Origin of the sequence: Pantoea sp. Lu_F5_004, from assembly GCF_051136245.1 — a bacterium.
GTDB classification, from domain to species: Bacteria; Pseudomonadota; Gammaproteobacteria; order Enterobacterales; family Enterobacteriaceae; genus Pantoea; species Pantoea agglomerans.
The window spans coordinates 215,354-238,208 of the sequence record NZ_CP194946.1 but is presented as its reverse complement, the minus strand read 5'-3'; the positions used below and the strand labels follow the sequence as shown (position 1 = coordinate 238,208).

General features: G+C 56.7%; 18 protein-coding genes. 9 read left to right on the top strand and 9 right to left on the bottom strand.

The annotated features are described in order from the left end of the window. The first annotated feature begins 17 nt into the window (after positions 1–17). The 3 genes from ACR8BN_RS01105 to ACR8BN_RS01095 all read left to right on the top strand — a co-directional run bounded on the left by ACR8BN_RS01105 (position 18) and on the right by ACR8BN_RS01095 (position 5,112). Entirely contained in the window at positions 18–473 is a 456-nt protein-coding gene (locus tag ACR8BN_RS01105; protein WP_039389685.1) for a carboxymuconolactone decarboxylase family protein, read from the top strand. A gap of 511 nt (positions 474–984) precedes the next feature. Continuing rightward, on the top strand, positions 985–2,601 hold the full coding sequence (gene mqo, locus ACR8BN_RS01100; protein WP_031593772.1) for a malate dehydrogenase (quinone): 1,617 nt from the start codon (positions 985–987) through the stop codon (positions 2,599–2,601). Positions 2,602–2,727: 126 nt separating this feature from the next. Then, complete coding sequence (locus ACR8BN_RS01095; RefSeq protein ID WP_137230668.1) at positions 2,728–5,112, top strand: phosphoketolase family protein; 2,385 nt, start codon at positions 2,728–2,730, stop codon at positions 5,110–5,112. Here the strand turns inward: ACR8BN_RS01095 and ACR8BN_RS01090 are convergent. Continuing rightward, positions 5,109–5,696, bottom strand: coding sequence for a LysE family translocator (locus ACR8BN_RS01090; RefSeq protein WP_031593770.1), 588 nt, complete (start codon positions 5,694–5,696; stop codon positions 5,109–5,111). The genes ACR8BN_RS01095 and ACR8BN_RS01090 overlap by 4 nt on opposite strands. 134 nt (positions 5,697–5,830) lie before the next feature. Here ACR8BN_RS01090 and ACR8BN_RS01085 point away from each other — a divergent pair, with 134 nt between their 5' ends. Then, positions 5,831–7,318: a PLP-dependent aminotransferase family protein gene (locus ACR8BN_RS01085; protein ID WP_163793840.1), complete on the top strand. Its 1,488-nt coding sequence runs from the start codon at positions 5,831–5,833 to the stop codon at positions 7,316–7,318. Here ACR8BN_RS01085 and ACR8BN_RS01080 read toward each other — a convergent pair. Next, positions 7,285–7,908, bottom strand: coding sequence for a glutathione S-transferase family protein (locus ACR8BN_RS01080; RefSeq protein WP_064704078.1), 624 nt, complete (start codon positions 7,906–7,908; stop codon positions 7,285–7,287). The genes ACR8BN_RS01085 and ACR8BN_RS01080 overlap by 34 nt on opposite strands. A gap of 107 nt (positions 7,909–8,015) precedes the next feature. On the opposite strand from ACR8BN_RS01080, the gene ACR8BN_RS01075 reads away from it, so the two are divergent. Continuing rightward, positions 8,016–8,864, top strand: a complete 849-nt coding sequence (locus ACR8BN_RS01075) for a PhzF family phenazine biosynthesis protein (protein ID WP_207091150.1) — start codon at positions 8,016–8,018, stop codon at positions 8,862–8,864. Between the two features lie 44 nt (positions 8,865–8,908). Here the strand turns inward: ACR8BN_RS01075 and ACR8BN_RS01070 are convergent, their stop codons facing one another. Next, positions 8,909–9,667, bottom strand: a complete 759-nt coding sequence (locus ACR8BN_RS01070) for an SDR family NAD(P)-dependent oxidoreductase (RefSeq protein ID WP_031593767.1) — start codon at positions 9,665–9,667, stop codon at positions 8,909–8,911. A gap of 115 nt (positions 9,668–9,782) precedes the next feature. Here ACR8BN_RS01070 and ACR8BN_RS01065 point away from each other — a divergent pair, with 115 nt between their 5' ends. From ACR8BN_RS01065 to ACR8BN_RS01055, 3 genes are all read left to right on the top strand, one after another. Then, positions 9,783–10,682, top strand: coding sequence for a LysR family transcriptional regulator (locus tag ACR8BN_RS01065; protein ID WP_010253546.1), 900 nt, complete (start codon positions 9,783–9,785; stop codon positions 10,680–10,682). 45 nt (positions 10,683–10,727) lie between these two features. Beyond that, complete coding sequence (gene yhjD / locus ACR8BN_RS01060; RefSeq protein ID WP_064704076.1) at positions 10,728–11,747, top strand: inner membrane protein YhjD; 1,020 nt, start codon at positions 10,728–10,730, stop codon at positions 11,745–11,747. 272 nt (positions 11,748–12,019) lie between these two features. Continuing rightward, positions 12,020–13,351: an MFS transporter gene (locus tag ACR8BN_RS01055; protein WP_010671462.1), complete on the top strand. Its 1,332-nt coding sequence runs from the start codon at positions 12,020–12,022 to the stop codon at positions 13,349–13,351. A gap of 641 nt (positions 13,352–13,992) precedes the next feature. Here the strand turns inward: ACR8BN_RS01055 and ilvC are convergent. Next, positions 13,993–15,468, bottom strand: a complete 1,476-nt coding sequence (gene ilvC / locus ACR8BN_RS01050; RefSeq protein WP_010253551.1) for a ketol-acid reductoisomerase — start codon at positions 15,466–15,468, stop codon at positions 13,993–13,995. 162 nt (positions 15,469–15,630) lie between these two features. Here ilvC and ilvY point away from each other — a divergent pair, with 162 nt between their 5' ends. Continuing rightward, the gene (gene ilvY / locus ACR8BN_RS01045) at positions 15,631–16,512 is read left to right on the top strand and encodes an HTH-type transcriptional activator IlvY (protein WP_008926355.1); all 882 of its coding nucleotides are present in this window, start codon (positions 15,631–15,633) and stop codon (positions 16,510–16,512) included. Here the strand turns inward: ilvY and ilvA are convergent, their stop codons facing one another. The 5 genes from ilvA to ilvG form a co-directional block, all read right to left on the bottom strand. Further along, complete coding sequence (gene ilvA / locus ACR8BN_RS01040; RefSeq protein ID WP_031593765.1) at positions 16,513–18,060, bottom strand: threonine ammonia-lyase, biosynthetic; 1,548 nt, start codon at positions 18,058–18,060, stop codon at positions 16,513–16,515. A gap of 2 nt (positions 18,061–18,062) precedes the next feature. Beyond that, positions 18,063–19,913, bottom strand: coding sequence for a dihydroxy-acid dehydratase (gene ilvD, locus ACR8BN_RS01035; RefSeq protein WP_010253556.1), 1,851 nt, complete (start codon positions 19,911–19,913; stop codon positions 18,063–18,065). A 62-nt stretch (positions 19,914–19,975) separates the two neighbouring features. Beyond that, positions 19,976–20,905 (bottom strand): branched-chain amino acid transaminase, encoded by a 930-nt coding sequence (locus ACR8BN_RS01030; RefSeq protein WP_010253558.1) that lies wholly within the window; start codon positions 20,903–20,905, stop codon positions 19,976–19,978. A gap of 18 nt (positions 20,906–20,923) precedes the next feature. Further along, the gene (gene ilvM, locus ACR8BN_RS01025) at positions 20,924–21,181 is read right to left on the bottom strand and encodes an acetolactate synthase 2 small subunit (RefSeq protein ID WP_008926359.1); all 258 of its coding nucleotides are present in this window, start codon (positions 21,179–21,181) and stop codon (positions 20,924–20,926) included. Next, complete coding sequence (gene ilvG / locus ACR8BN_RS01020) at positions 21,178–22,824, bottom strand: acetolactate synthase 2 catalytic subunit (RefSeq protein WP_208443440.1); 1,647 nt, start codon at positions 22,822–22,824, stop codon at positions 21,178–21,180. Before ilvG ends, ilvM begins: the two co-directional genes overlap by 4 nt. Positions 22,825–22,855 lie beyond the last annotated feature (31 nt).

The following is a 22,855-nucleotide window of genomic DNA, read 5'->3' as shown; positions in this document are numbered from 1 at the left end:
CTGAATGAGGCAATAAGATGAGCGAACGTATCGATTTTCACAGTGCAGCACCGGCGGGCATGAAAGCGCTGGGCGGCGTATACAGCTATCTGGCACAAACCGATCTGCCGCTCACTTTACTGGAACTGCTGTTCCTGCGCATATCGCAGATTAATGGCTGTGCCTACTGTATTGATTTACATACCAAAGCGCTGAATAAAGCGGGCATGGGCTGGGATAAGATCGTACTGACCTCGGTCTGGCAGGAATCCGGTACGCTGTTCAGTGATAAAGAGAAGGCTGCCCTGCACTGGGCTGAATGCCTGACCCTGATTGCTCAGCAGGGTGCGCCAGACGACCGCTATACCGCACTGAAAGCGCACTTCAGTGAAAAAGAGATTGTCGATCTGAACATCGCGATTGGTCTGATGAACACCTACAACCGCATGGCGATAAGTCTGAAAAAGTTGCCCGCCAGCGCCAGTCTGTCATAAGTGAATCCGATGCGTGCGCCGGTGTGCACGCATTTTCAGACTCACAAAAATGTAACATTATTTTTACACAAGCGGCCTTTCAGGCGCTCTGCTCCCGATTCCCGTTATTCCTTACTGCATAATAAATCGCTAAATTTCAGCTAATTAAATAATTCCGCACGGTTCATATCCATTCCGGCGTTGCACCAGCATGGAGCTTTTCAGCAACATGCTATTTTTGTTAAACCACTGACTTCACACTAAAAAACTCCTAATACGCTGCCAGCCCTGATGATTAATTCTTATGCTGAATCATTTCTGCATTTAAAAAATAAACAAATGTTTAATTCAGATGCGAGAATGTTATATTCGGATGACAAAGCATAACGTGCAGTTAACGCGTTATTACCGCTTTAACCCTATACCTGAGACTTAACCTTTGAGAAATAGCGCAACGCGCTCGTAAGAAGCGTGACTATTTCGCCTGCGAAACTGTTGGGCTTCAGGTCAACAGAAGAGGAGATGTCGCCTCATGTGCAATTCAGCTGTAAACCTTGCGCTCGCGATGAGTGCCATGGCAAAGGACACCACTACTACCGCGCAGGAGCGCAAAGACGTTGACGTGCTGCTGATTGGCGCAGGTGTGATGAGCGCTACCCTCGGCGCGTGGCTGCAGGATTTAGAGCCAGACTGGTCCATCGAAATGGTGGAGCGGCTGGATAGCGTGGCCGAAGAGTCGTCCAACGGCTGGAATAACGCGGGCACCGGTCATGCGGCGCTGGCGGAGCTGAACTATACGCCTCAGCAGGCGGATGGCAGCATCGACATCACTAAAGCGGTAACGATCAACGAATCGTTCCAGATTTCCCGCCAGTTCTGGGCTTATCAGGTCCAGAAAGGCAACCTGCGCAACCCTAAAAGCTTTATTCACAGTACGCCGCACATGAGCTTTGTCTGGGGTGACGACAATGTCGACTTCCTGCGCAAGCGCTTTAAGGCGCTGCAGAAAAGCACCCTGTTCCGTGGCATGGCCTACTCCGAAGATCCGCAGCAGATTGCCCGCTGGATCCCGCTGGTGATGAATGGCCGTGACCGCAGCCAGAAAGTGGCCGCGACCTGGACGGAGATGGGCACCGACGTGAACTTCGGTGAAATCACCCGTCAGCTGATCGCCTCGTTAGAGAAGAAAGCGAATTTCCAGCTGCGTCTGCGTCAGGAAGTGCGTGAGCTGAAGCAGCTCGCCGACGGTCGCTGGCAGGTGACGCTGCAGTGTCTGAACAGCGGCACGCGTCGCACACTGACGGCGGGTAGAATATTTATCGGTGCTGGCGGCGCAGCGTTACCGCTGTTGCAGAAGGCTGGCATCCCGGAAGCCAACGGTTACGCTGGTTTCCCGGTGGGCGGTTCATTCCTGGTAACGGAAAATCCGCAGGTCGTCGCGCAGCACATGGCCAAGGTCTATGGCAAAGCCAGCGTCGGTGCGCCGCCGATGTCCGTGCCGCACGTCGACACCCGCGTGCTGGATGGCAAGCAGGTGCTGCTGTTTGGTCCGTTCGCCACCTTCTCGACTAAGTTCCTGAAGCAGGGTTCGCTGATGGATATGTTCACCTCACTGAACAGCAGCAATATGCTGCCGATGGTGAAAGTGGGACTGAAAAGTTTTGATCTGGTGAAATACCTGATGGATCAGGTGCTGCAAAGCGATCGCGACCGGATGGACGCCCTGCGCGCCTATGTGCCGCAGGCGAAGCAGGAGGACTGGCGCTTAGTGACTGCCGGTCAGCGTGTGCAGATCATCAAGAAAGATGAGAAAGAGGGCGCCGTGTTACGCCTGGGCACCGAAGTGGTCGCCTCACAGGATGGCTCGATTTCAGCACTGCTGGGTGCATCGCCTGGCGCCTCTACGGCGGCACCGATCATGCTGGAGCTGCTGCACAAGGTCTGTCCTGAGCAGATGGCTTCGCCGGAATGGCAGAATAAAATCCGTGCGGTGATCCCATCCTGGGGACGTAAGCTGAACGGTGACGTAGCGCTGACAGAGAAAGTGTTAGCCGAAACCAGCCGGATTCTGCAGCTCGACTATTCGCCGGTTACCCCGATGGCGGCAAACGATGAAGGACGGGAAACCGCGTTCGTCGTCGGCAAATAATTCAGCGCCATTGATAAAAAGGCTCCGCACTGCGGGGCCTTTTTTATTGGCCGGTTACCTGGTCGATCCGGGCATTCTCTATTAGGGTTAAGGCATCTTTTAGCTGCACGATCAGGAGGAAACTGCATGTCTTACTCCCCTGCTTCACCGGAATTCACGCTGCTCGACCGCTACTGGCGGGCAGCAAACTACCTCTCCGTCGGACAAATTTACCTGATGGATAACCCGCTGTTGCGTGAGCCACTCAGGCCGGAACACATTAAACCGCGTCTGCTGGGTCACTGGGGCACCACGCCAGGCCTGAATTTTATCTATGCCCACCTCAACCGTGTTATCCGGAAGCAAAACCTGGATATGATCTACATCTGCGGACCAGGACATGGCGGCCCCGGTATGGTGGCGAATACCTGGCTTGAGGGCAGCTACAGCGAGATTTATCCGCACATCACTCAGGATGCGGCAGGCATGCAGCGTCTGTTCAAACAGTTCTCTTTTCCGGGGGGCATTCCCAGTCATGCGGCACCGGAAACGCCTGGCTCGATTAATGAAGGCGGTGAACTGGGCTATTCGCTCTCCCATGCGTTTGGCGCGGCCTTCGATCATCCCGAGCTGGTTGTACCCTGCGTGATTGGCGACGGCGAAGCGGAGACCGGCCCGCTGGCTTCCAGCTGGCACGGCATTAAATTCCTGAATCCTGAACGTGACGGCGCGGTCCTGCCGATTCTGCATCTCAATGGCTACAAAATCGCCAACCCGACGCTGCTGGGTCGCAGCAGCGATGAAGATTTGCACCAGTTGTTCAGTGGCTACGGCTACGAGCCGCTGTTCGTCTGCGGGCATGAGCCTGAAAAAATGCATCCGCTGATGGCGGAGGCGCTGGATAGTGCTTTCAGTAAAATCGCTGCTTATCAGCGCGAGGCGCGTCAGGGCAAAGCCACCACCGGGGTGCCGCGCTGGCCAATGATTATCCTGCGCAGCCCCAAAGGCTGGACCGGCCCCAAAACGGTCGACGGCAAGAAAGTGGAGGATTTCTGGCGGGCGCATCAGGTTCCCGTCGCGGCCTGTCGTGAAGATGAAGGTCATCGCCAGATCCTTGAGACGTGGATGCGGAGTTATCAGCCAGACGACCTGTTTGATGAACAGGGTCGCTTAAAGCCGGAACTGCAGGCGCTGGCACCGGAAGGTGATAAACGCATGGGGTCTTCGCCTTATGCCAATGGCGGCCTGTTGCGCCGTGAGCTGGATGCGCCTGAACTCGCGGAGTTTGCCTGCGATGTCAGCGAGCCAGGCGCACAGATGGCGCAGGCCACTGAGCATCTGGGCCGTTATCTCAGCGTGCTGTTCCAGCGCAACCGCGATAATTTCCGCCTGTTTGGCCCGGATGAAACTGCCTCTAACCGCCTGACGCCGGTCTTCGACGTGACCAGCCGTACCTGGCTGGAACGAACAGAGCCTTACGATGAACAGCTGGCGCGTGATGGCCGGGTGATGGAAATTCTCAGTGAGCATCAGTGTCAGGGCTGGCTTGAGGGCTATCTGCTGACCGGCCGCCACGGGCTGTTTAACTGTTATGAAGCTTTTATTCATATCGTCGATTCGATGTTTAACCAGCACGCCAAGTGGCTGAAAGTCTCGCGTAAACTGGGCTGGCGTAAGCCGATCTCGTCGCTGAACTATCTGCTCTCTTCACACGTCTGGCGACAGGATCACAATGGCTACAGCCATCAGGATCCGGGCTTTATCGATCACGTAGCCAATAAAAAAGCGGACATTGTGCGCATCTATCTGCCGCCCGATGCCAATACGCTGCTGTGGGTTGGCGATCACTGCCTGCGCACCTGGGACCGCATCAATGTGATTGTTGCGGGCAAGCAGCCTGCGCCGCAGTGGCTGGACATGGCGAGTGCGGTAACCCATTGTGAAGCGGGCATGGGCGAGTGGCGCTGGGCGGGCACCACGCCAGAGCATGAGGAGCCGGATGTGGTGATGGCCTGTGCCGGTGATGTGCCGACCATGGAGACGATGGCGGCGGTGGATCTGCTGCGCGGTATGCTGCCCGAACTGCGTATCCGCGTGGTGAACGTGGTCGATCTGCTGGCGCTACAGCCGCAGGATCAGCATCCGCATGGCAAATCTGATGCGGAATTCGACGCGCTGTTTACCCCGGATAAACCGGTGATCTTCGCCTTCCACGGCTATCCGACGCTGATACATCGCCTGACCTATTCGCGAACTAACCACCGCAACTTCCATGTGCGCGGCTTTAATGAAGAGGGAACCACCACCACGCCATTTGATATGACGGTGCTGAACGAGCTTGACCGCTATCATCTGGCGCAGGAGGCGATTCTTCGCGTGCCTGGCCTGGCCGATGCGCATCCTGAGCTGCTGGACGATCTGCAGGAGCGCATCGCTGAGCATCATCGCTATGTGCGTGAACACGGTGAAGATGTGCCGGAGGTGCAGAACTGGAAATGGCCGTCGGCCACAGCACCTGGTGCACCCGATTAAGCGGCCAGCAAGGCGTCGGTCAGCATCCAGATGGTAGTCGCCACCAGCGACAGCGCCATCAGGCTGTTAAATAACTGACGCTTCCAGGCAATCTGCAGATGGCTGCGCAGGCGATCGCCCAGCGCAGCCCAGATCAGAATGCAGGGCAGGTTCAGCAGCATAAAGCCGATCATCACCGTCAGCACGCCGCTGCTGGCGCTGTACAACAGCGCCACATTGGTCGCCATCAGCCAGGCTTTGGGATTGATCGCCTGGAAACAGGCACCGCCCAGCAGCGTCATGGGCTGCGGCTTGCTGCGCACTTCAGGTGCTGCCGCACGGAAAATCTTCCATGACAGCCACAACAGATAGGCACAGCCTGCCAGCGTCAGCGGCAGGCGAATCGCCGCCATCCAGTGCAGTAAGACCTCCAGTGCGACGCCGGCGATCACCGTTTGCAGCGCACAACCTACCAGTATGCCAAACACCATCGGCAGCGTGCGGCGCATGCCGAAATTGACGCCTGAGGTCGCCAGCAGCAGATTGTTCGGGCCTGGCGTAATCGACATGACGGTAACGTAACTGAAGAAAGAGGGATCGAGCATGGTGACTCTCCTGAAAACAGACAGAGTTCTATGCTACGGCGGGAAAAGGGATGGTAACAGTGACACAAAATCACTATTGTTATGGTTACAGTTCCCGTTAACAGCAATTGTACCCATCCAATCCGGAGGCTACTGTGTCCCTTGCTCCCACTTCCGATCAGCCGCTCTATCAGCAGCTGGCAGACAGCTTCGCTGAGGCTATCCATCAGGGCACGCTGAAACCCGGCAAACGTCTGCCGGCGATCCGCCGCGTCGCCCAGTCACATCAGGTCAGTGTCAATACGGTACTGAATGCCTGGCAGTTGCTGGAAGATCGCGGGTTGATTGAGGCGCGTCCCCAGTCGGGCTATTACGTGCGCGGCGTGTTGCCCGCCGTGACCCGTCATGGTCAGCATAAAACCCGGGTACGCGACCCCAGCAGCGGCAAGCTCGACCTGATCGATAAGGTGTTTGCGGCGCAGAACCATCCCGACTACATCAATATTTCCCTGGCCTGCCCCCAGGATAGTGAGCTGTTTCCTGCGGCGCGTATTGCCCGGATTACCGCCTCACTGCTGCGCCGTCATCCGAACATGATTGGGCGCTATGCGCTTCCGCCCGGTAGTGAGCGCTTACGGGAGGAGATTGCGCGACGGGCGCTGCACGCCGGACAGACGCTCACCGCCGATGAGATCACCCTGACCCACGGCTGTATGGAGGCGCTTCAGCTGGCGCTGCGGGCGGTCACGCAGCCCGGCGACTGCGTGGGGCTGGAGTCGCCAACCTACTTTTTCCTCTTCCCGCTGCTGGCTTCACTGGGCCTTAAGGCGCTGGAAATCCCCACCGATCCGCAGCATGGGCTGTCGCTGGATGCGCTGGAGATGCTGCTTCAGGAGCAGCGAATTAAGGCGCTGATTGCGATGCCGAGCGCGCAGAACCCGCTGGGCTGCGGCATGTCGCTGGAGAACAAGAAGCGGCTGGCGAAGTTAGTGAATACTTACCACATTCCGCTGATAGAAGATGGGCTGTATGACGAGTTGCAGTTCGACTGGCCGCTCTCGCCCGCGGTAAAAGCCTTTGATCGCGACGGCTGGGTGATCTACTGCACCAGCTTCACCAAAACTGTGGCGCCCGATTTCCGTATTGGCTGGACCGCCGCTGGCCGTTTTCATGATGCGATTGCCCGACTGAAAGCGGTGTCGTCGATGGCAGAATCCGCCCTGCTCTCTGAAACGCTGGCGGAGTTTCTTGCTTCCGGCGGTTATGACCACCATCTGCGCACGCTGCGTCGTCGCTACGCGGCCAATCTGGATGAGGCGCGGGGACTGATCGCACGCTACTTCCCGGAGGGCACCCGCGCGACGCTGCCGCGCGGTGGCTTCGTCTTCTGGGTCGAGTTACCGGGCGGCGTAAATACCACCGAGATGTTTGATCGGCTGCTGCAGGAGCAGATTTGCGTCACGCCCGGCGCGCTCTATTCGCTGAGCGAGCGCTACAACCATGCACTGCGCCTCTCCTGCTGCTATCCGTTTGATGCGCGCTACAGCTGGGCAATCAGACGCGCGGGCGAAATCGCCTGTGAACTGGCGGGAGTCGCATGCGGCGAGACTCAGGGTGTGCCGTTGCGGCCCCAGACGGTATAGCCGCGGCGTTCAGTCAGGCGTTCGTAATAGGTGCGTACCGCCGGATAATCAGGGTGTTCGAGCGGGGTTTCAAACCAGCGGTTCACCGCCAGGCCAATCGGAATGTCTGCCAGCGTGAAATTACGCCCGGCAACGTAACGACCGGTTTTTTCCAGCTGCTGATTGAGAATGCTCATGGTATGTGCCCAGCCTTTGCTGGCCGCGGCCAGCAGACGTGGATCCTGATGAGCCGGTGAATTTCGCACCAGCGACATAAATGCGTAGCGCCATGAAGTGTTGAGTTCGGTGGACTGCCAGTCCATCCACTGATCGACAGGCGCACGCGTTTGCGGATGATGAGGATAGAGCCACTCGCCACCATAGGCGTTCGCCAGATAGCGCAGGATGGCGTTGGATTCCCACATCACAAAGTCATCATCTTTCAGTACCGGCACCATCGCATTGGGGTTGAGTGCCATGAATTCGGGCAGGTGAGTTGAGCGGAATCCATCGCCCCACTCTTCGCGCTGGTAATCAAGGTCAAGCTCGTCACACAGCCATAATACTTTGCGCACGTTGATTGAGGAGGCGCGTCCCAGGATCGTTAGCATTCACAGTCTCCGGTAAACTCTTTAACTTATTGATAACGCTGTTAGCTGTTATAAGCAATCATCCGGCAGAGAAAAGGCCGCACTGAACCCAATCGCAAGGAGTCATCATGAAGGTCGCGTTTAAGCAAGTCGATGTGTTTACCTCAGCAGCCTTTAATGGCAATCCGCTGGCGGTGATTATGGATGCTCAGGGGTTAAGCGACAGCCAGCTGGCGTCGATTGCCCGCTGGACTAACCTGTCGGAAACCACCTTTGTGCTGCCGCCACAACATGAAGAGGCGGACTACCGGGTGCGTATTTTTACCGTTGAAGGCGAACTGCCGTTTGCCGGTCACCCAACGCTGGGCACCGCACACGCGCTGCTGGAGGCGGGCTGGCCAACCCGTACGCCGGGTGAAATCGTTCAGGAGTGTGGTGTCGGCAACGTGACGGTGAAGATTAATGAGACGGGCGGACTGGCCTTTGCCGCGCCTGCTGCCACCCTGATGCCATGGCAGGATGCGCTGATGAGTAACGCCTTAAACAGCGATGCGTTCGATCTGACGCAAAGCCCGACCGTGGTGGATATGGGTATCCGCTGGCTGCTGGTGCCGATGGTCAGCGCCGAGGCCGTGCTGGCGCTGCAGCCCAATGTCAGCGATTTGCAGCGCCTGATAAAACATGCGGGTGTCTCGGGCGTGATGCCCTTTGGCCGTTTGCCCTCGGGCGAGCATGAACAGTATGAAGTGCGTGGCCTGCTGGTGGAAAATGGCAGCCTGACCGAAGATCCGGTGACCGGCAGCGCCAACGCCTGTCTGGCGCGGTATTTTGCAGCCGCAGGCCATACCATCTCCTATCGCGTGCGTCAGGGTACTGCCCTGCAGCGTGCCGGTCGGGTGAACGTAACCTTTAATGGTGAGACCATCTGGATTGGCGGTAATACGGTAACCGTCATCGATGGCACCATTACGCTGTAAAAGGCGGCGGCGTCGCGGGGTGCTTTCCGCGATGCCGCCAGCGGTTAAATCCCCTGCCCGCCTGAAGCTTCAATACGCTGAGCGGTGATCCAGCCGGTTTCGTCACTGAGGATCGCGCTGATGGCGTCGCCGATATCATCCGGCAGTCCGACCCGGCCCAGCGCCGTGAGCCCGGCAATCTGATTGTTAATCTCGGGAGTATCGCGTACCCGGCCACCGCCAAAGTCGGTCTCTATCGCGCCAGGTGCCAGGATATTGACGCGAATGCGTCGTTCGCCCAGCTCCTTCGCCTGGTAGCGCGTCAGTACTTCCATCGCCCCTTTCATCGACGCATAGGTCGAGGAGCCAGGATAGATCAGCCGGGTCAGACCGCTGGAGATATTCAGGATGCGGCCACCGTCGTTGATCAGCGGCAGCAGCTTCTGGGTCAGGAAGTAAGGCCCTTTGAAATGCACATTAACCAGCGCATCAAATTCCGCCTCGGTAGTGTCGGTAAATGGCTTGTAGTGTCCGTGTCCGGCGTTGTTCACTAAATAGTCAAAGCGCTCACGCTGCCACTGCTGTTGCAGTGCCTCTTTCACCTGGCCGACAAAGCGATCGAACTGACCGGTTTCGCCGACGTCCAGCGCCAGCGCCACTGCACGTCGTCCCAGCGCCTCGATCTCCTTCACTACCGTCTGCGCCTCATCGGCATGGCTGCGGTAAGTCAGGATAATGTCTGTCCCCCTGGCCGCCAGTTTTAACGCACCATTACGGCCTAAACCGCGGTTTGCACCGGTAATTAACGCCACTTTCTGATTCATCTCTCACACCTGTTGAAAAATTGAACACAGGTTAAGGATATTCGCGAATTATTGATCTATAAACAGTGTTAAATGCGCATCACTGTTTCAATAAAAACAACAATCGGTGAACAACATGGACAAAATTCACGCAATGCAGGTGTTTGTGCGGGTGGCCGAAATGGGCAGTTTTACCCGCGCAGCAGAGAGTTTAGGTGTCCCCAAAGGCAGCGTTTCGCGGCAGATACAGGCGCTGGAGAATCAAATGGCAACACGTTTGCTGCATCGCACCACGCGCCGGGTGCAACTAACCCAGGACGGGTTGGTCTATTACGATCGCTGTCTTGATTTATTGTCGATGATTGACGATATGGACAGCCTGTTCCAGCACGAGCCTGCCTCGCTCAGCGGTAAACTCCGGATTGATATGTCAGTGGCAATGGCCACCAGTTTTATCCTGCCACGGCTGCCGGAATTTTTGCAGCACTACCCCGGCGTAGAGATTGAGCTGAGCAGCAGCGACCGTCAGGTGGATGTGATCCGGGAAGGGTTTGACTGCGTAATCCGCGTCGGCGAACTCAAAGATTCTGGCCTGATTGCGCGAAAAATTGGTACCCATACCTTGATCAACTGCGCCAGCCCTGGCTACCTTTCGCGTTTTGGCATGCCGATCCGGCTGGAAGAGCTGTCGCAGCATGCGATGGTGCATTACAGCCAGCAACTGGGTCAGGCCTCACCGGGTTTTGAATATTTTGATGGCAGGCAGTGTCACTATGTTCACACCGGCGGTGTGGTCACCGTGAACAGCACCGAAACCTATCGCGCCGCCTGTCTGGCGGGGTTAGGCATTATTCAGGTGCCTGCCGCCGGGATTCAGACATTACTGGAAAGAGGCGAGCTGGTAGAAGTGTTGCATCGCTTTCCCGCCAGACCGATGCCGATCCACCTGCTCTATCCGCACCGGCGCAATGTGGCGCGTCGCGTGCGGGTTTTTATGGAGTGGCTGAGTCAGGTGTTACAGGAGTACGTCACCTGAGCGGCTATACTTTGATTTTAATGATAAACAGGACAGTGAAGGTCTATGACAGACAAGCAGGAAAACCCGCAGGATACGCAGCCGCAAAAACCACTTATCGATATTAAAACCGGCAACGAGACGGTTGATCATTCGATAGTGCGCGTGTCGCGTTTTGCCGCCTGGTTTCAGGCGATCCCGGCAGTGGCGCATTTTATTCGCGCCCTTGACCGCTTTAATGATCGGCTCGGCAGCCAGTTTGGCGCGGCCATTACCTATTTCTCTTTTTTATCGCTGATCCCCATTCTGATGGTGTCGTTTGCCGCCGTGGGTTTTGTGCTGGCATCGAACCCGGATCTGCTGACCGATATCATCAACAAAATCGTCAGCAGCATCAGCGACCCGACGCTGGCCACCACGCTGAAGAATACGGTAAATACCGCCATTCAGCAGCGTGCCACCGTGGGTATTACCGGTTTACTGCTGGCGCTCTACTCCGGTCTTAACTGGATGGGTAACCTGCGCGAAGCGATTCGTGCCCAGTCGCGCGACGTGTGGGAACGCAAACCGGATGACAAAGAGAAGATCTGGAAGCGCTATATCCGCGATTTCCTGTCGCTGACCGGTCTGATGCTGGCGCTGGTGATTACGCTGTCGCTGACCTCGGTAGCCGGTTCTGCGCAGGCAATGATCGTCAGCGCACTGGGGCTGGACGGTGTCGACTGGTTACGGCCTGCCCTGACCATTATCGCCACCTCGATTTCCGTTATGGCTAACTATCTGCTGTTCCTGTGGATTTTCTGGATCCTGCCGCGTCATAAGCCGCGTAAGAAAGCGCTGTTCCGCGGCACTCTGCTGGCGGCAATCGGTTTTGAGGTGATCAAGTTTGTGATGACGCTGACGCTGCCCAAGCTGGCGACCTCGCCTTCCGGTGCGGCCTTTGGTTCCGTGCTCGGCCTGATGGCGTTTTTCTACTTCTTCGCCCGTCTGACGCTGTTCTGTGCGGCATGGATCGCCACTGCCAAATATAAAGACGACCCACAAATGCCTGAAGCGGGCAGCGCGTCACGACACAAATCATCGTAATCCGTTAACAGCAGCGGAAAATATTACCTCTCGGCTATTTTTTAACCAGATAACAGGATGAATAGCTGAGGGGTCACTTTTATTTAGCCCTTTCGTAGAGTATCCCGCCAGATATCGTCCGGATTACCCCGGTATCACCCGACATTAGCCGCACCTCAGAAATTATCCTCTTTTTGCCCGCTGAAGCCAGACGCGGCGCGGGTTTTCTTCATTGAATGCGCTCTGGCAGATGCGTAAGATTCTTTGTCTGTATTTACAAATAAGAAACAGTTATGCAAGCCTCCCTCACAGACACGCTCGACAAACAGCAGGATCCCACGCCGGTTAACTCACGCAGTAAAGTGGTGATTGCCTCGCTGGTCGGAACGGCCATCGAGTTCTTCGACTTTTATATTTATGCCACTGCTGCGGTGATTGTTTTCCCGCACATTTTCTTCCCGCAGGGTGATGCCACGGTCGCGACGCTACAGTCGCTGGCCACCTTTGCTATCGCCTTTATCGCGCGTCCGATTGGCTCCGCCGTGTTTGGTCACTTTGGCGATCGCGTGGGTCGCAAAGCCACGCTGGTTGCCTCGCTGCTGACCATGGGGATCTCCACCGTGGTGATTGGTCTGCTGCCCGGCTATGAAACCATCGGCGTGATGGCTCCGCTGCTGCTGGCGCTGGCGCGTTTTGGTCAGGGACTGGGACTGGGTGGTGAATGGGGTGGCGCAGCGCTGCTGGCGACGGAAAATGCCCCGGCGAAGAAGCGTGCGCTTTATGGCTCCTTCCCTCAGTTGGGTGCGCCGATTGGCTTTTTCTTCGCTAACGGCACTTTTCTGCTGCTTTCGTGGCTGCTGACCGACGAGCAGTTTATGCAGTGGGGCTGGCGCGTGCCGTTTATTCTCTCCGCCGTGCTGGTGCTGATTGGCCTGTATGTGCGCGTTTCGCTGCATGAGAGTCCGGTGTTTGCCAAAGTACAGAAAGAGAAGAAGCAGGTTCGGGTGCCCATTGCGGCGCTGCTGAGCAAGCATCTGACCGCCACCATTCTCGGCACCTTTATCATGCTGGCGACCTATACGCTGTTCTATATCATGACCGTCTATTCGATGAGCTACGGCACCACGGCAGCACCGGCCGGTCTGGGTATTCCGCGTAATAGTATGTTGTGGATGCTGATGCTGGCGGTGATTGGCTTTGGAGTGATGGTGCCGATTGCCGGTTTGCTGGCTGACCGTTTTGGTCGCCGCAAGACGATGATTACCATTACGCTGATGATTATCGCGTTTTCGTTCCTGTTCCCGGCGATGCTCGGTTCCGGATCGCAGGCGCTGGTGATGGCGTTTCTGTTGCTGGGTCTGAGCATTATGGGCCTGACCTTTGGTCCGATGGGCGCCCTGCTGCCGGAGCTGTTTCCGACGGAAGTGCGTTATACCGGCGCATCGTTCTCTTATAACCTCTCATCGATTCTGGGTGCCTCTGTTGCGCCTTATATCGCGACCTGGCTAAATGCGCATTATGGTTTGCAGGCGGTAGGGCTTTATCTGGCGTCGATGGCCGTGCTGACGCTGATTGCATTGCTCGCCTGTAAAGAGACGCGTAATCAGACGCTGTATGACGTTTAATCCGGCTGGATGAAGGTCAGTGAAAACCCGGCGGCTGCCGGGTTTTTTTATGGGTTGGATTTAGTGAATAAAGGGCAGCTCAGGGAAGCACATCGGCATTAAGGACTAAACCATCACCTTGACGTTAAAGGGCAGGCTCAGGGAGCATACGCCTTTCGCAAAGACGCAAAAGACGCCATCCATGGCAGGCTCAGCGCGGGAGATTACGCACCTCATCCCTGAGGTGCGCCCGTAAACGGGCCAACGCTTTGCGTTGTTCAAAAAGGCTCCCGGCGTTTTTGTCCATGGCACGCGATGCTTTGCTACAGGCGTATGCTCCCATCACTTTAAGTGGATTAGTTGTCTGTTCGAAAATGCTCAATGGCGTTTAAAGGCGTAGTGATATTGGCAGCAATGAAGAAGCTTAAGGGCACAGGGAACACGGTCAGAAGAGGAAAGCGTCCCGCGCCATGGACGGCGCGGGCCGAGCATGCCATGGATGGCGGGTTTTGCGTCTTTCCGACCTGACCGTATTCCATGTGCCTGCACTGTCTCACAGCAGTGCAGGCACTAACTTACAATCGGCCTTGACTGGTATGGTTCATCAACAAAAAACCCCGGCAAGCCGGGGTTTGTTTTGCTGAAAACTGTGATGACGGTAATTAGCCCGCGACAGCGATACGCTTCATGTCGGTCATGTAGCCACGCAGCTTGCGGCCAACGGTTTCAATCGGGTGCTGGCGAACCGCTTCGTTAACGTCACGCAGTTGCGCGTTATCAACCTGCGTGCCTTCAACCGCTTTACCCAGATCGCCTGGCTGCAGCGTGGTCATGAACTCTTTCAGCAGCGGCACCGCGGCGAAGGAGAACAGGTAGTTACCATATTCGGCGGTATCAGAGATCACCACGTTCATTTCATACAGGCGCTTACGGGCGATGGTGTTCGCGATCAGCGGCAGCTCATGCAGTGATTCGTAGTAGGCAGACTCTTCAATGATGCCGGCGTCCACCATGGTTTCAAACGCCAGCTCAACGCCCGCTTTAACCATCGCAACCATCACCACACCTTTGTCGTAGTACTCCTGCTCTTCGATTTTGCCTTCATACTGTGAGGCGGTTTCGAACGCGGTCTGGCCGGTCTCTTCACGCCAGGTCAGCAGGTTTTTATCATCGTTGGCCCAGTCCGCCATCATGCCGGAAGAGAATTCGCCGGAGATGATGTCATCCATGTGTTTCTGGAACAGCGGCGCCATGATGGTTTTCAGCTGCTCTGACAGCGCATAAGCGCGCAGTTTGGCTGGATTAGAGAGGCGATCCATCATCAGTGTGATGCCGCCAAACTTCAGTGATTCGGTGATAGTTTCCCAGCCGAACTGGATCAGTTTTTCTGCGTAAGCCGGGTCGGTGCCTTCAGCCACCAGCTTGTCGAAGCAGAGCAGTGAACCAGCCTGCAACATGCCGCACAGGATAGTCTGTTCACCCATCAGGTCAGATTTCACTTCAGCAACGAAAGAGGACTCCAGCACGCCAGCACGATCGCCGCCAGTTGCTGCTGCCCAGGCTTTGGCAATCGCCATGCCTTCGCCTTTTGGATCGTTTTCCGGATGGACCGCGATCAGCGTCGGTACACCAAAGCCACGTTTGTACTCTTCACGAACTTCTGTACCCGGACACTTCGGTGCCACCATCACCACGGTGATGTCTTTACGAATGCTTTCGCCCACTTCAACGATGTTGAAACCGTGCGAGTAGCCCAGGGCAGCGCCATCTTTCATCAGCGGCTGAACAGCCTGAACTACAGCGGAGTGCTGCTTGTCTGGCGTCAGGTTAACCACCAGATCAGCCTGCGGGATCAGTTCTTCGTAGGTGCCCACTTTGAAACCGTTATCGGTCGCTTTGCGCCATGAAGGGCGTTTTTCCGCAATTGCTTCAGCACGCAGTGCATAGGCCACATCCAGACCGGAATCACGCATGTTCAGACCCTGATTCAGGCCCTGCGCACCACAGCCAACGATAACGACTTTTTTGCCTTTCAGGAAACTGGCACCATCCGCGAATTCATCGCGCGCCATGAAACGGCACTTGCCTAATTGCGCCAGCTGGTTGCGCAGGTTCAATGTGTTGAAATAGTTAGCCATGGGTACTCCGGTAAGGTTGTGTTTGCTTTTTTTGTTCAGGAACGGCGTGTCATGCAGCGCCGCGAATGACCCCATCATATGACAGGAATTCTGTTGCTTAAATTGATATATTAACAACGTCACATTGCAATAAATGCAACACCACCCAGAGGCGACGCGCACATGGATTTACGGGATCTGAAACTGTTTCTTCATCTGGCAGAAAGCTGCCACTTCGGACGCACTGCGCGTGCTATGCACGTCAGTCCTTCCACGCTGTCACGCCAGATCCAGCGGCTTGAAGAAGATGTCGGCCATGCGCTGTTTCTGCGCGATAACCGCACCGTGACGCTGACAGAAGCGGGCGAACGCCTGCGCCAGTTTGCCCAGCAGACACTGTTGCAGTATCAGCAACTGCGCCATGTGATGGATCTTAACGGCCCGTCGCTCAGCGGTGAGCTGCGCCTGTTCTGTTCGGTGACGGCGGCCTACAGTCATCTGCCGCCCATCCTGGACCGCTTTCGCGCTGAACATCCACAGGTCGAAATCAAACTGGATACCGGCGATGCCGCGGATGCGGTGGAAAAAGTGCACTCCGGCGATGCCGATCTGGCCATTGCCGGCCGTCCTGAGACGCTGCCCGCCAGCATTGATTTTATGCCACTGGGGCTGATCCCGCTGGTGCTGATCGCACCCGCACTGCCCTGCGCCGTTCGCACCCAGGCAACGCAGCCGCAGCCCGACTGGTCAAAAATTCCGTTTATCCTGCCGGTGCAGGGACCGGCACGGCGACGTATTGATCTCTGGTTCCGCCGCCAGCGCATCCCGAACCCGGTGATTTACGCCACGGTCTCGGGTCATGAGGCGATTGTTTCGATGGTGGCGCTGGGCTGCGGTATTGCACTTTTACCGGATGTGGTACTGGAAAACAGCCCGGATCCGGTGCGTAACCGCGTGCTGCTACTGGAGAATATTGACTCGGTTGCGCCGTTCGAACTCGGCATCTGCGTGCAAAAAAAGCGGCTCGGAGAGCCGCTGATCAGTGCTTTCTGGAGCCAGCTGTAATCAGCTGCCTGACAGGAAGAAGCGGAATGCCGGGTTCTGGCTTTCGTCATGAAAGTCGTAACCCAGATCGGTGAGATGCTCTTCGAAGCGTGGCTCATCGCTACCGAGTTCAAAAGCCGCCAGCACACGGCCATAATCGGTGCCGTGGCTGCGGTAATGAAACAGCGAGATATTCCAGTGGGTGCCCAGCGTTTGCAGGAACTTCAGCAACGCGCCAGGTGCCTCCGGGAATTCAAAGCTGAAGAGGCGTTCACGCAGTGGTTTAGAAGGACGTCCGCCCACCATGTAACGCACGTGCAGTTTCGCCATTTCATCATCTGAGAGATCGACCACCTGATAACCGCCGCTGGTGAGCTCGCTGATGATCTCGCTGCGCTCTTCTACGCCGCGCGTCAGTCGTACGCCAACAAAGATGCAGGCTTTGTCCGCATCGGCGTAGCGGTAGTTGAACTCGGTAATCGACCGTCCACCCAGCGTCTGGCAGAAACGCAGGAAACTGCCCTGCTGTTCCGGGATCGTTACGGCCAGCAGCGCTTCACGCTGTTCGCCCAGCTCGCAGCGCTCAGAAACGTAGCGCAGGCCGTGGAAATTGACGTTGGCCCCGGATAACACATGCGCCAGCCGCTCGCCTTTGATCCCGTGCTGCTGGATATACTTTTTCATGCCCGCCAGCGCCAGCGCGCCAGAGGGCTCCGCCACAGCACGGACATCTTCAAACAGATCTTTCATTGCGGCACAAATGGCATCGCTGTCGACGGTGATGATGTCATCGATGTATTCCTGACAGAGCCGGAAGGTTTCGCTGCCAATCCGTTTCACCGCGACCCCTTCGGCAAACAGCCCGACGCGTGGCAGATCGACCGGATGACCCGCTTCCAGCGCTGCTTTCAGGCAGGCTGAATCTTCTGACTCCACCGCGATCACTTTGATTTGCGGCATCAGCTGCTTGATCAGCACCGCGACGCCGGCTGCCAGACCCCCACCGCCAACCGGGACAAAGACCCGGTCGAGATGCGCATCCTGCTGCAGCAGCTCCATCGCCAGCGTGCCCTGTCCGGCAATGACGGCCGGATGGTCAAACGGCGGCACGAAGGTGTAGCCGCGCTGTTCTGAGAGTTCTATCGCTTTGGCTTTCGCCTCGTCAAAGTTGGCCCCGAACAGGAAAGCCTCACCGCCAAATGCGCGCACCGCATCAACCTTGATGTCTGCCGTCGCCAGCGGCATCACAATCAGTGACTTGATGCCCAGCTTAGTGGCGGAGAGCGCCACGCCCTGCGCATGGTTGCCGGCTGACGCCGTTACCACGCCGCGCGCTTTCTGCTCTTCGTTCAGACCGGCAATCATCGCGTAGGCACCGCGCACCTTGAAACTGTGCACCGGCTGGCGATCTTCCCGCTTCACCAGAATGGTGTTGCCGAGACGCGATGAGATTTTTTCCATAACCTGCAGCGGCGTCACCTGTGCCACTTCATACACCGGTGAACGCAACACTGCGCGCAAATACTCGGCGCCACACGGCGCCTCGGGTAGCGGTTGAGACTCGGCCATCGTTAGCCTCCCAGCTTGCTCTTATCGCGGACGGCGCCTTTGTCAGCACTGGTCGCGAGTAATGCGTAGGCACGCAGCGCAAAGGAGACTTCACGCTGACGATTGACCGGCGTATACGCCGCATCGCCACGTGCCTGCTGCTCTTCACGGCGGGCGTGCAGTTCGTTATCCGGCACGGCGAGTTTGATACCGCGATTAGGGATATCGATTTCGATGGTGTCGCCATCTTTGACCAGCGCAATGGTGCCGCCGTTAGCTGCTTCAGGCGAGGCGTGACCGATAGAGAGGCCCGACGTACCGCCAGAGAAACGACCATCGGTGATCAGCGCGCAGCTTTTGCCCAGCCCCATCGATTTCAGATAAGTGGTCGGATAGAGCATCTCCTGCATGCCCGGCCCGCCTTTTGGTCCTTCGTAACGAATGACGACCACATCGCCCGCGACGACTTTGCCGCCCAGAATGGCTTCAACGGCGTCATCCTGGCTTTCATAGACTTTCGCCGGACCGGTGAAGGTCAGGATCTCTTTGTCTACGCCTGCGGTTTTTACGATACAGCCATCTTCTGCGATGTTGCCGTAGAGCACGGCCAGACCGCCATCCTGCGAGTAAGCGTTTTCACGGGTACGGATACAGCCTTCGGCACGGTCATCATCCAGCGTGTCCCAGCGGCAGTTCTGTGAGAACGCCTGGGTGGTACGAATACCCGCCGGACCCGCGCGGAACATATCTTTTACCGCCTGATCTTTGGTCAGCATGATGTCGTACTGATCCAGCGTTTCACGCATGGTCTGCTGCAGGATATTACGGGCGCTGCTGTCGAACAGGCCGGCACGATCCAGCTCGCCGAGAATGGCGAAGACACCACCCGCGCGATGCACATCTTCCATGTGGTATTTCGGGGTACTTGGTGCCACTTTACAGAGCTGAGGCACTTTGCGTGACAGGCGATCGATGTCGGAGATATTAAAGTCGATATCGCCTTCCTGTGCCGCCGCCAGCAGGTGGAGCACGGTGTTGGTGGAGCCACCCATGGCGATATCCAGCATCATGGCGTTCTCAAAAGCGGCCTTGTTCGCGATGTTACGCGGCAGCATGTTGACATCATCCTGCTCGTAATAGCGCTTGGTCAGGCTTACGATGCGCTTACCGGCATTGATGAACAGCTCTTTGCGATCGGCGTGCGTAGCCAGCAGTGAACCGTTGCCTGGCTGCGACAGACCGAGCGCTTCAGTCAGGCAGTTCATCGAGTTGGCGGTGAACATACCGGAGCAGGAGCCGCAGGTCGGACAGGCAGAGCGTTCGATCTGCTCGCTGTCGGCATCGCTGACGTTTGGGTTGGCACCCTGAATCATCGCATCTACCAGATCCAGCTTGATGATCTGGTCAGAAAGCTTGGTTTTACCCGCTTCCATCGGTCCGCCTGAAACGAAGATCACCGGAATATTGAGGCGCAATGACGCCATCAGCATACCCGGGGTGATTTTGTCGCAGTTAGAGATGCAGACCATGGCATCGGCACAGTGGGCGTTGACCATGTACTCGACCGAGTCAGCAATCAGCTCACGCGACGGCAGTGAATACAGCATGCCGCCATGACCCATGGCAATACCGTCATCCACCGCAATGGTGTTGAACTCTTTAGCCACACCGCCTGCCGCTTCGATCTGCTCGGCGACAAGTTTACCAAGATCACGCAGGTGAACGTGGCCCGGCACAAATTGGGTGAATGAGTTAACCACAGCGATAATCGGCTTGCCAAAATCGTCGTCGGTCATTCCTGTCGCGCGCCATAAGGCACGGGCACCCGCCATATTGCGGCCGTGGGTGGTGGTGGCGGAACGGTACTTAGGCATACTCTATTTACTCCAGTAAGAATAAGCTCGCGGACGTCAGATGACGCCCGCGCTGTATCTGATTATGGGTTAACCGGATCTAACCAGCCCCATTTGTCTTCGGTTTCGCCGGTGAACAGGCCAAAGAAGGCCTCCTGGATGCGTTTGGTCACCGGGCCACGTTTGCCTTCGCCAACCTGAATGCGGTCAACGCTGCGCACCGGTGTAATTTCTGCCGCGGTGCCAGACATAAAGACTTCGTCAGCCAGATAGAGAGATTCACGCGACAGGGTCTGCTCACGCACTTCAATGCCCATATCACGCGCCAGTGTGATGATGGCATCGCGGGTGATGCCCGGCAGTGCTGAAGAGGTAAATGGCGGGGTAAAGAGCACGCCATCTTTGACTTCAAACAGGTTTTCGCCTGCACCTTCTGAGATCAGGCCATTGGTATCCAGCGCAATGCCTTCCTGATAGCCATGACGACGGGCTTCGCTGCCCACCAGCAGTGAAGAGAGGTAGTTACCGCCCGCTTTAGCGGCGGTTGGCAGGGTATTCGGTGCTACGCGGTTCCATGAGGAGACCATGGCATCGATGCCGTTCTCCAGGGCTTCAGCGCCCAGGTATGCGCCCCACGGGAACGCCGCAATGATCACGTCGGTGGTAAAGCCATCTGGCGGGTTCACGCCCAGGCCCACATCGCCGACAAAGGCCAGCGGACGGATATAAGCACTTTTCAGTTTGTTCACGCGGATGACTTCGCGGCACGCTTCCATCAGCTCATCAACGCTGCTTTTAATCGGGAAGCGATAGATTTTGGCGGAGTCGTGCAGACGTTGCATGTGTTCGCGATGGCGGAACACAACCGGTCCTTTGTGAGAGTCGTAGCAGCGCACGCCTTCAAATACCGACGTACCGTAGTGCAACGCATGGGACATGACGCTGACCTTCGCCTCTTCCCACTTAACCATCTCGCCATTGAACCAAATAAAGTCTGCTTTCTTCGTGCTCATTGTTATTCCCTCTCGCGGCTAAGCGCGGATTTGTTGTGTTGTCTGTTGTTGAATCTGAACGCATGCAACGTCGATCAATTTGCTTAACTGCGAAGACAGTAAATCGACGGAGCGCTGACTGGCAACGGTCATTTCAATATTAATGTTTTCTGCGTTGGCGACTGAGGCCATGTTCATAGAACAGACCTGAAAACCGCGGTGACGCACTACGCGTAAAATGCGCTCCAATATTTCAGGGCGGAAACGGGCTTCGATAGACAATTGATGCTGGTTCATACAGTTTTCTCCATCATGTTTGCATTGCTGGCACCCGGCGGTACCAGTGGCCAGACGTTTTCATGCTCATCAATTGCAACATGCAGGAAGTAAGGACCTTCGCTGTTCAGCAGAGCATCAAGGGCGGCGTCGACCTGATCTTTACGGGTAATGCGCTGGCCGGGAATATTGAAAGCGCTGGCCAGCGTGAGGAAGTCGGGGTTGTCGGACAGATTGGTTTCACTGTAGCGGCCATCGAAAAACAGCTGCTGCCACTGACGCACCATGCCCAGACGCTGGTTATCCAGCAGCACGATTTTGACCGGCAGCTTGCCGCGCTTGATGGTGCCCAGCTCCTGGATGTTCATCATGATGGAGCCATCGCCCGAGACACAGATAACCGTATCTTCCGGGCGTGCAACCTGCGCACCGATGGCGGCGGGTAAACCAAAGCCCATGGTGCCTAAGCCGCTGGAGGTGATGAAGTTCTCCGGCGCGCTGAATGCCATGTGCTGCGCCGTCCACATCTGATGCTGACCGACGTCGGTGGTCACTACGGTATTGGCCGGTTTGCGATCGGAAAGCTGCTTGAGCAACAGCGGTGCATAGATCGCTTCGCCCGGATGGTCGTAGCGCCATGGGTGACTGGCCTTAAGCGCTTTCATCTCATCACGCCAGGCGTTGATATGCAGAGGCTGACTCAGGGCGGGCAGCAGTTCGTTGAGATCACCCTGCAGAGAGACGTGTGCACGACGTAATTTGTTTAACTCAGCGGGATCGATATCGAGATGAATTACGCTGGCATGGGGAGCAAAGGTGTCCAGCTTGCCGGTCACGCGGTCATCGAAACGGGCACCGACCGCAATCAGTAAGTCACAACTCTGCACCGCCAGGTTGGCGGTTTTAGTACCGTGCATCCCCAGCATGCCGAGATAAACCTCGCTGTGGGGGTCTACACTGCCCAGCCCCTTTAAGGTGGCCACTGCCGGGATGCCGGTCTCTTCTGCCAGCGCGCGCAGTGCCGGAACAGCCTGTGCCAGGCCAACGCCTCCACCAACATAGAGCATTGGTTTTCTGGCCTGCGCCATCAGTGCGCGTGCTTCCTGAATCGCATGATGCGGCAGCGCATTTCCCTCTTCTACCGGAACCAGATGCGGGGCAGGTTCTCCCTGCGCAATCTGAATATCTTTAGGAATGTCCACCAGTACCGGACCCGGACGGCCCGACTGCGCCAGCGCAAAGGCTTCTGCCATGATGGCGGGCAGCTCATCCAGCGATTCGACCAGGAAGCTGTGTTTGGTGCAGGCCAGCGATAAGCCCAGTACGTCGATTTCCTGAAAGGCGTCGGTACCAATAAAAGCGGAAGAGACCTGACCCGTTACGGCAACCACCGGAACCGAATCCATCATGGCATCTGCCAGACCGGTAATCAGGTTAGTTGCGCCGGGGCCAGAGGTGGCGATACAGACGCCGGTTTTGCCGGTTGAGCGCGCATAACCGATCGCCGCCATCACAGCGCCCTGCTCGTGACGACACAGTAGGTGTTCCACGCCGCCATCGTAGAGCGCGTCGTATACCGGCATGATTGCGCCGCCAGGGTAACCGAATACGGTATCAACACCCTGCGCGCGTAAAGCCTGAACTACCCACTGTGCACCTGTCATCGCTATTCTCCTGTGTCCTGACCGGAACAAC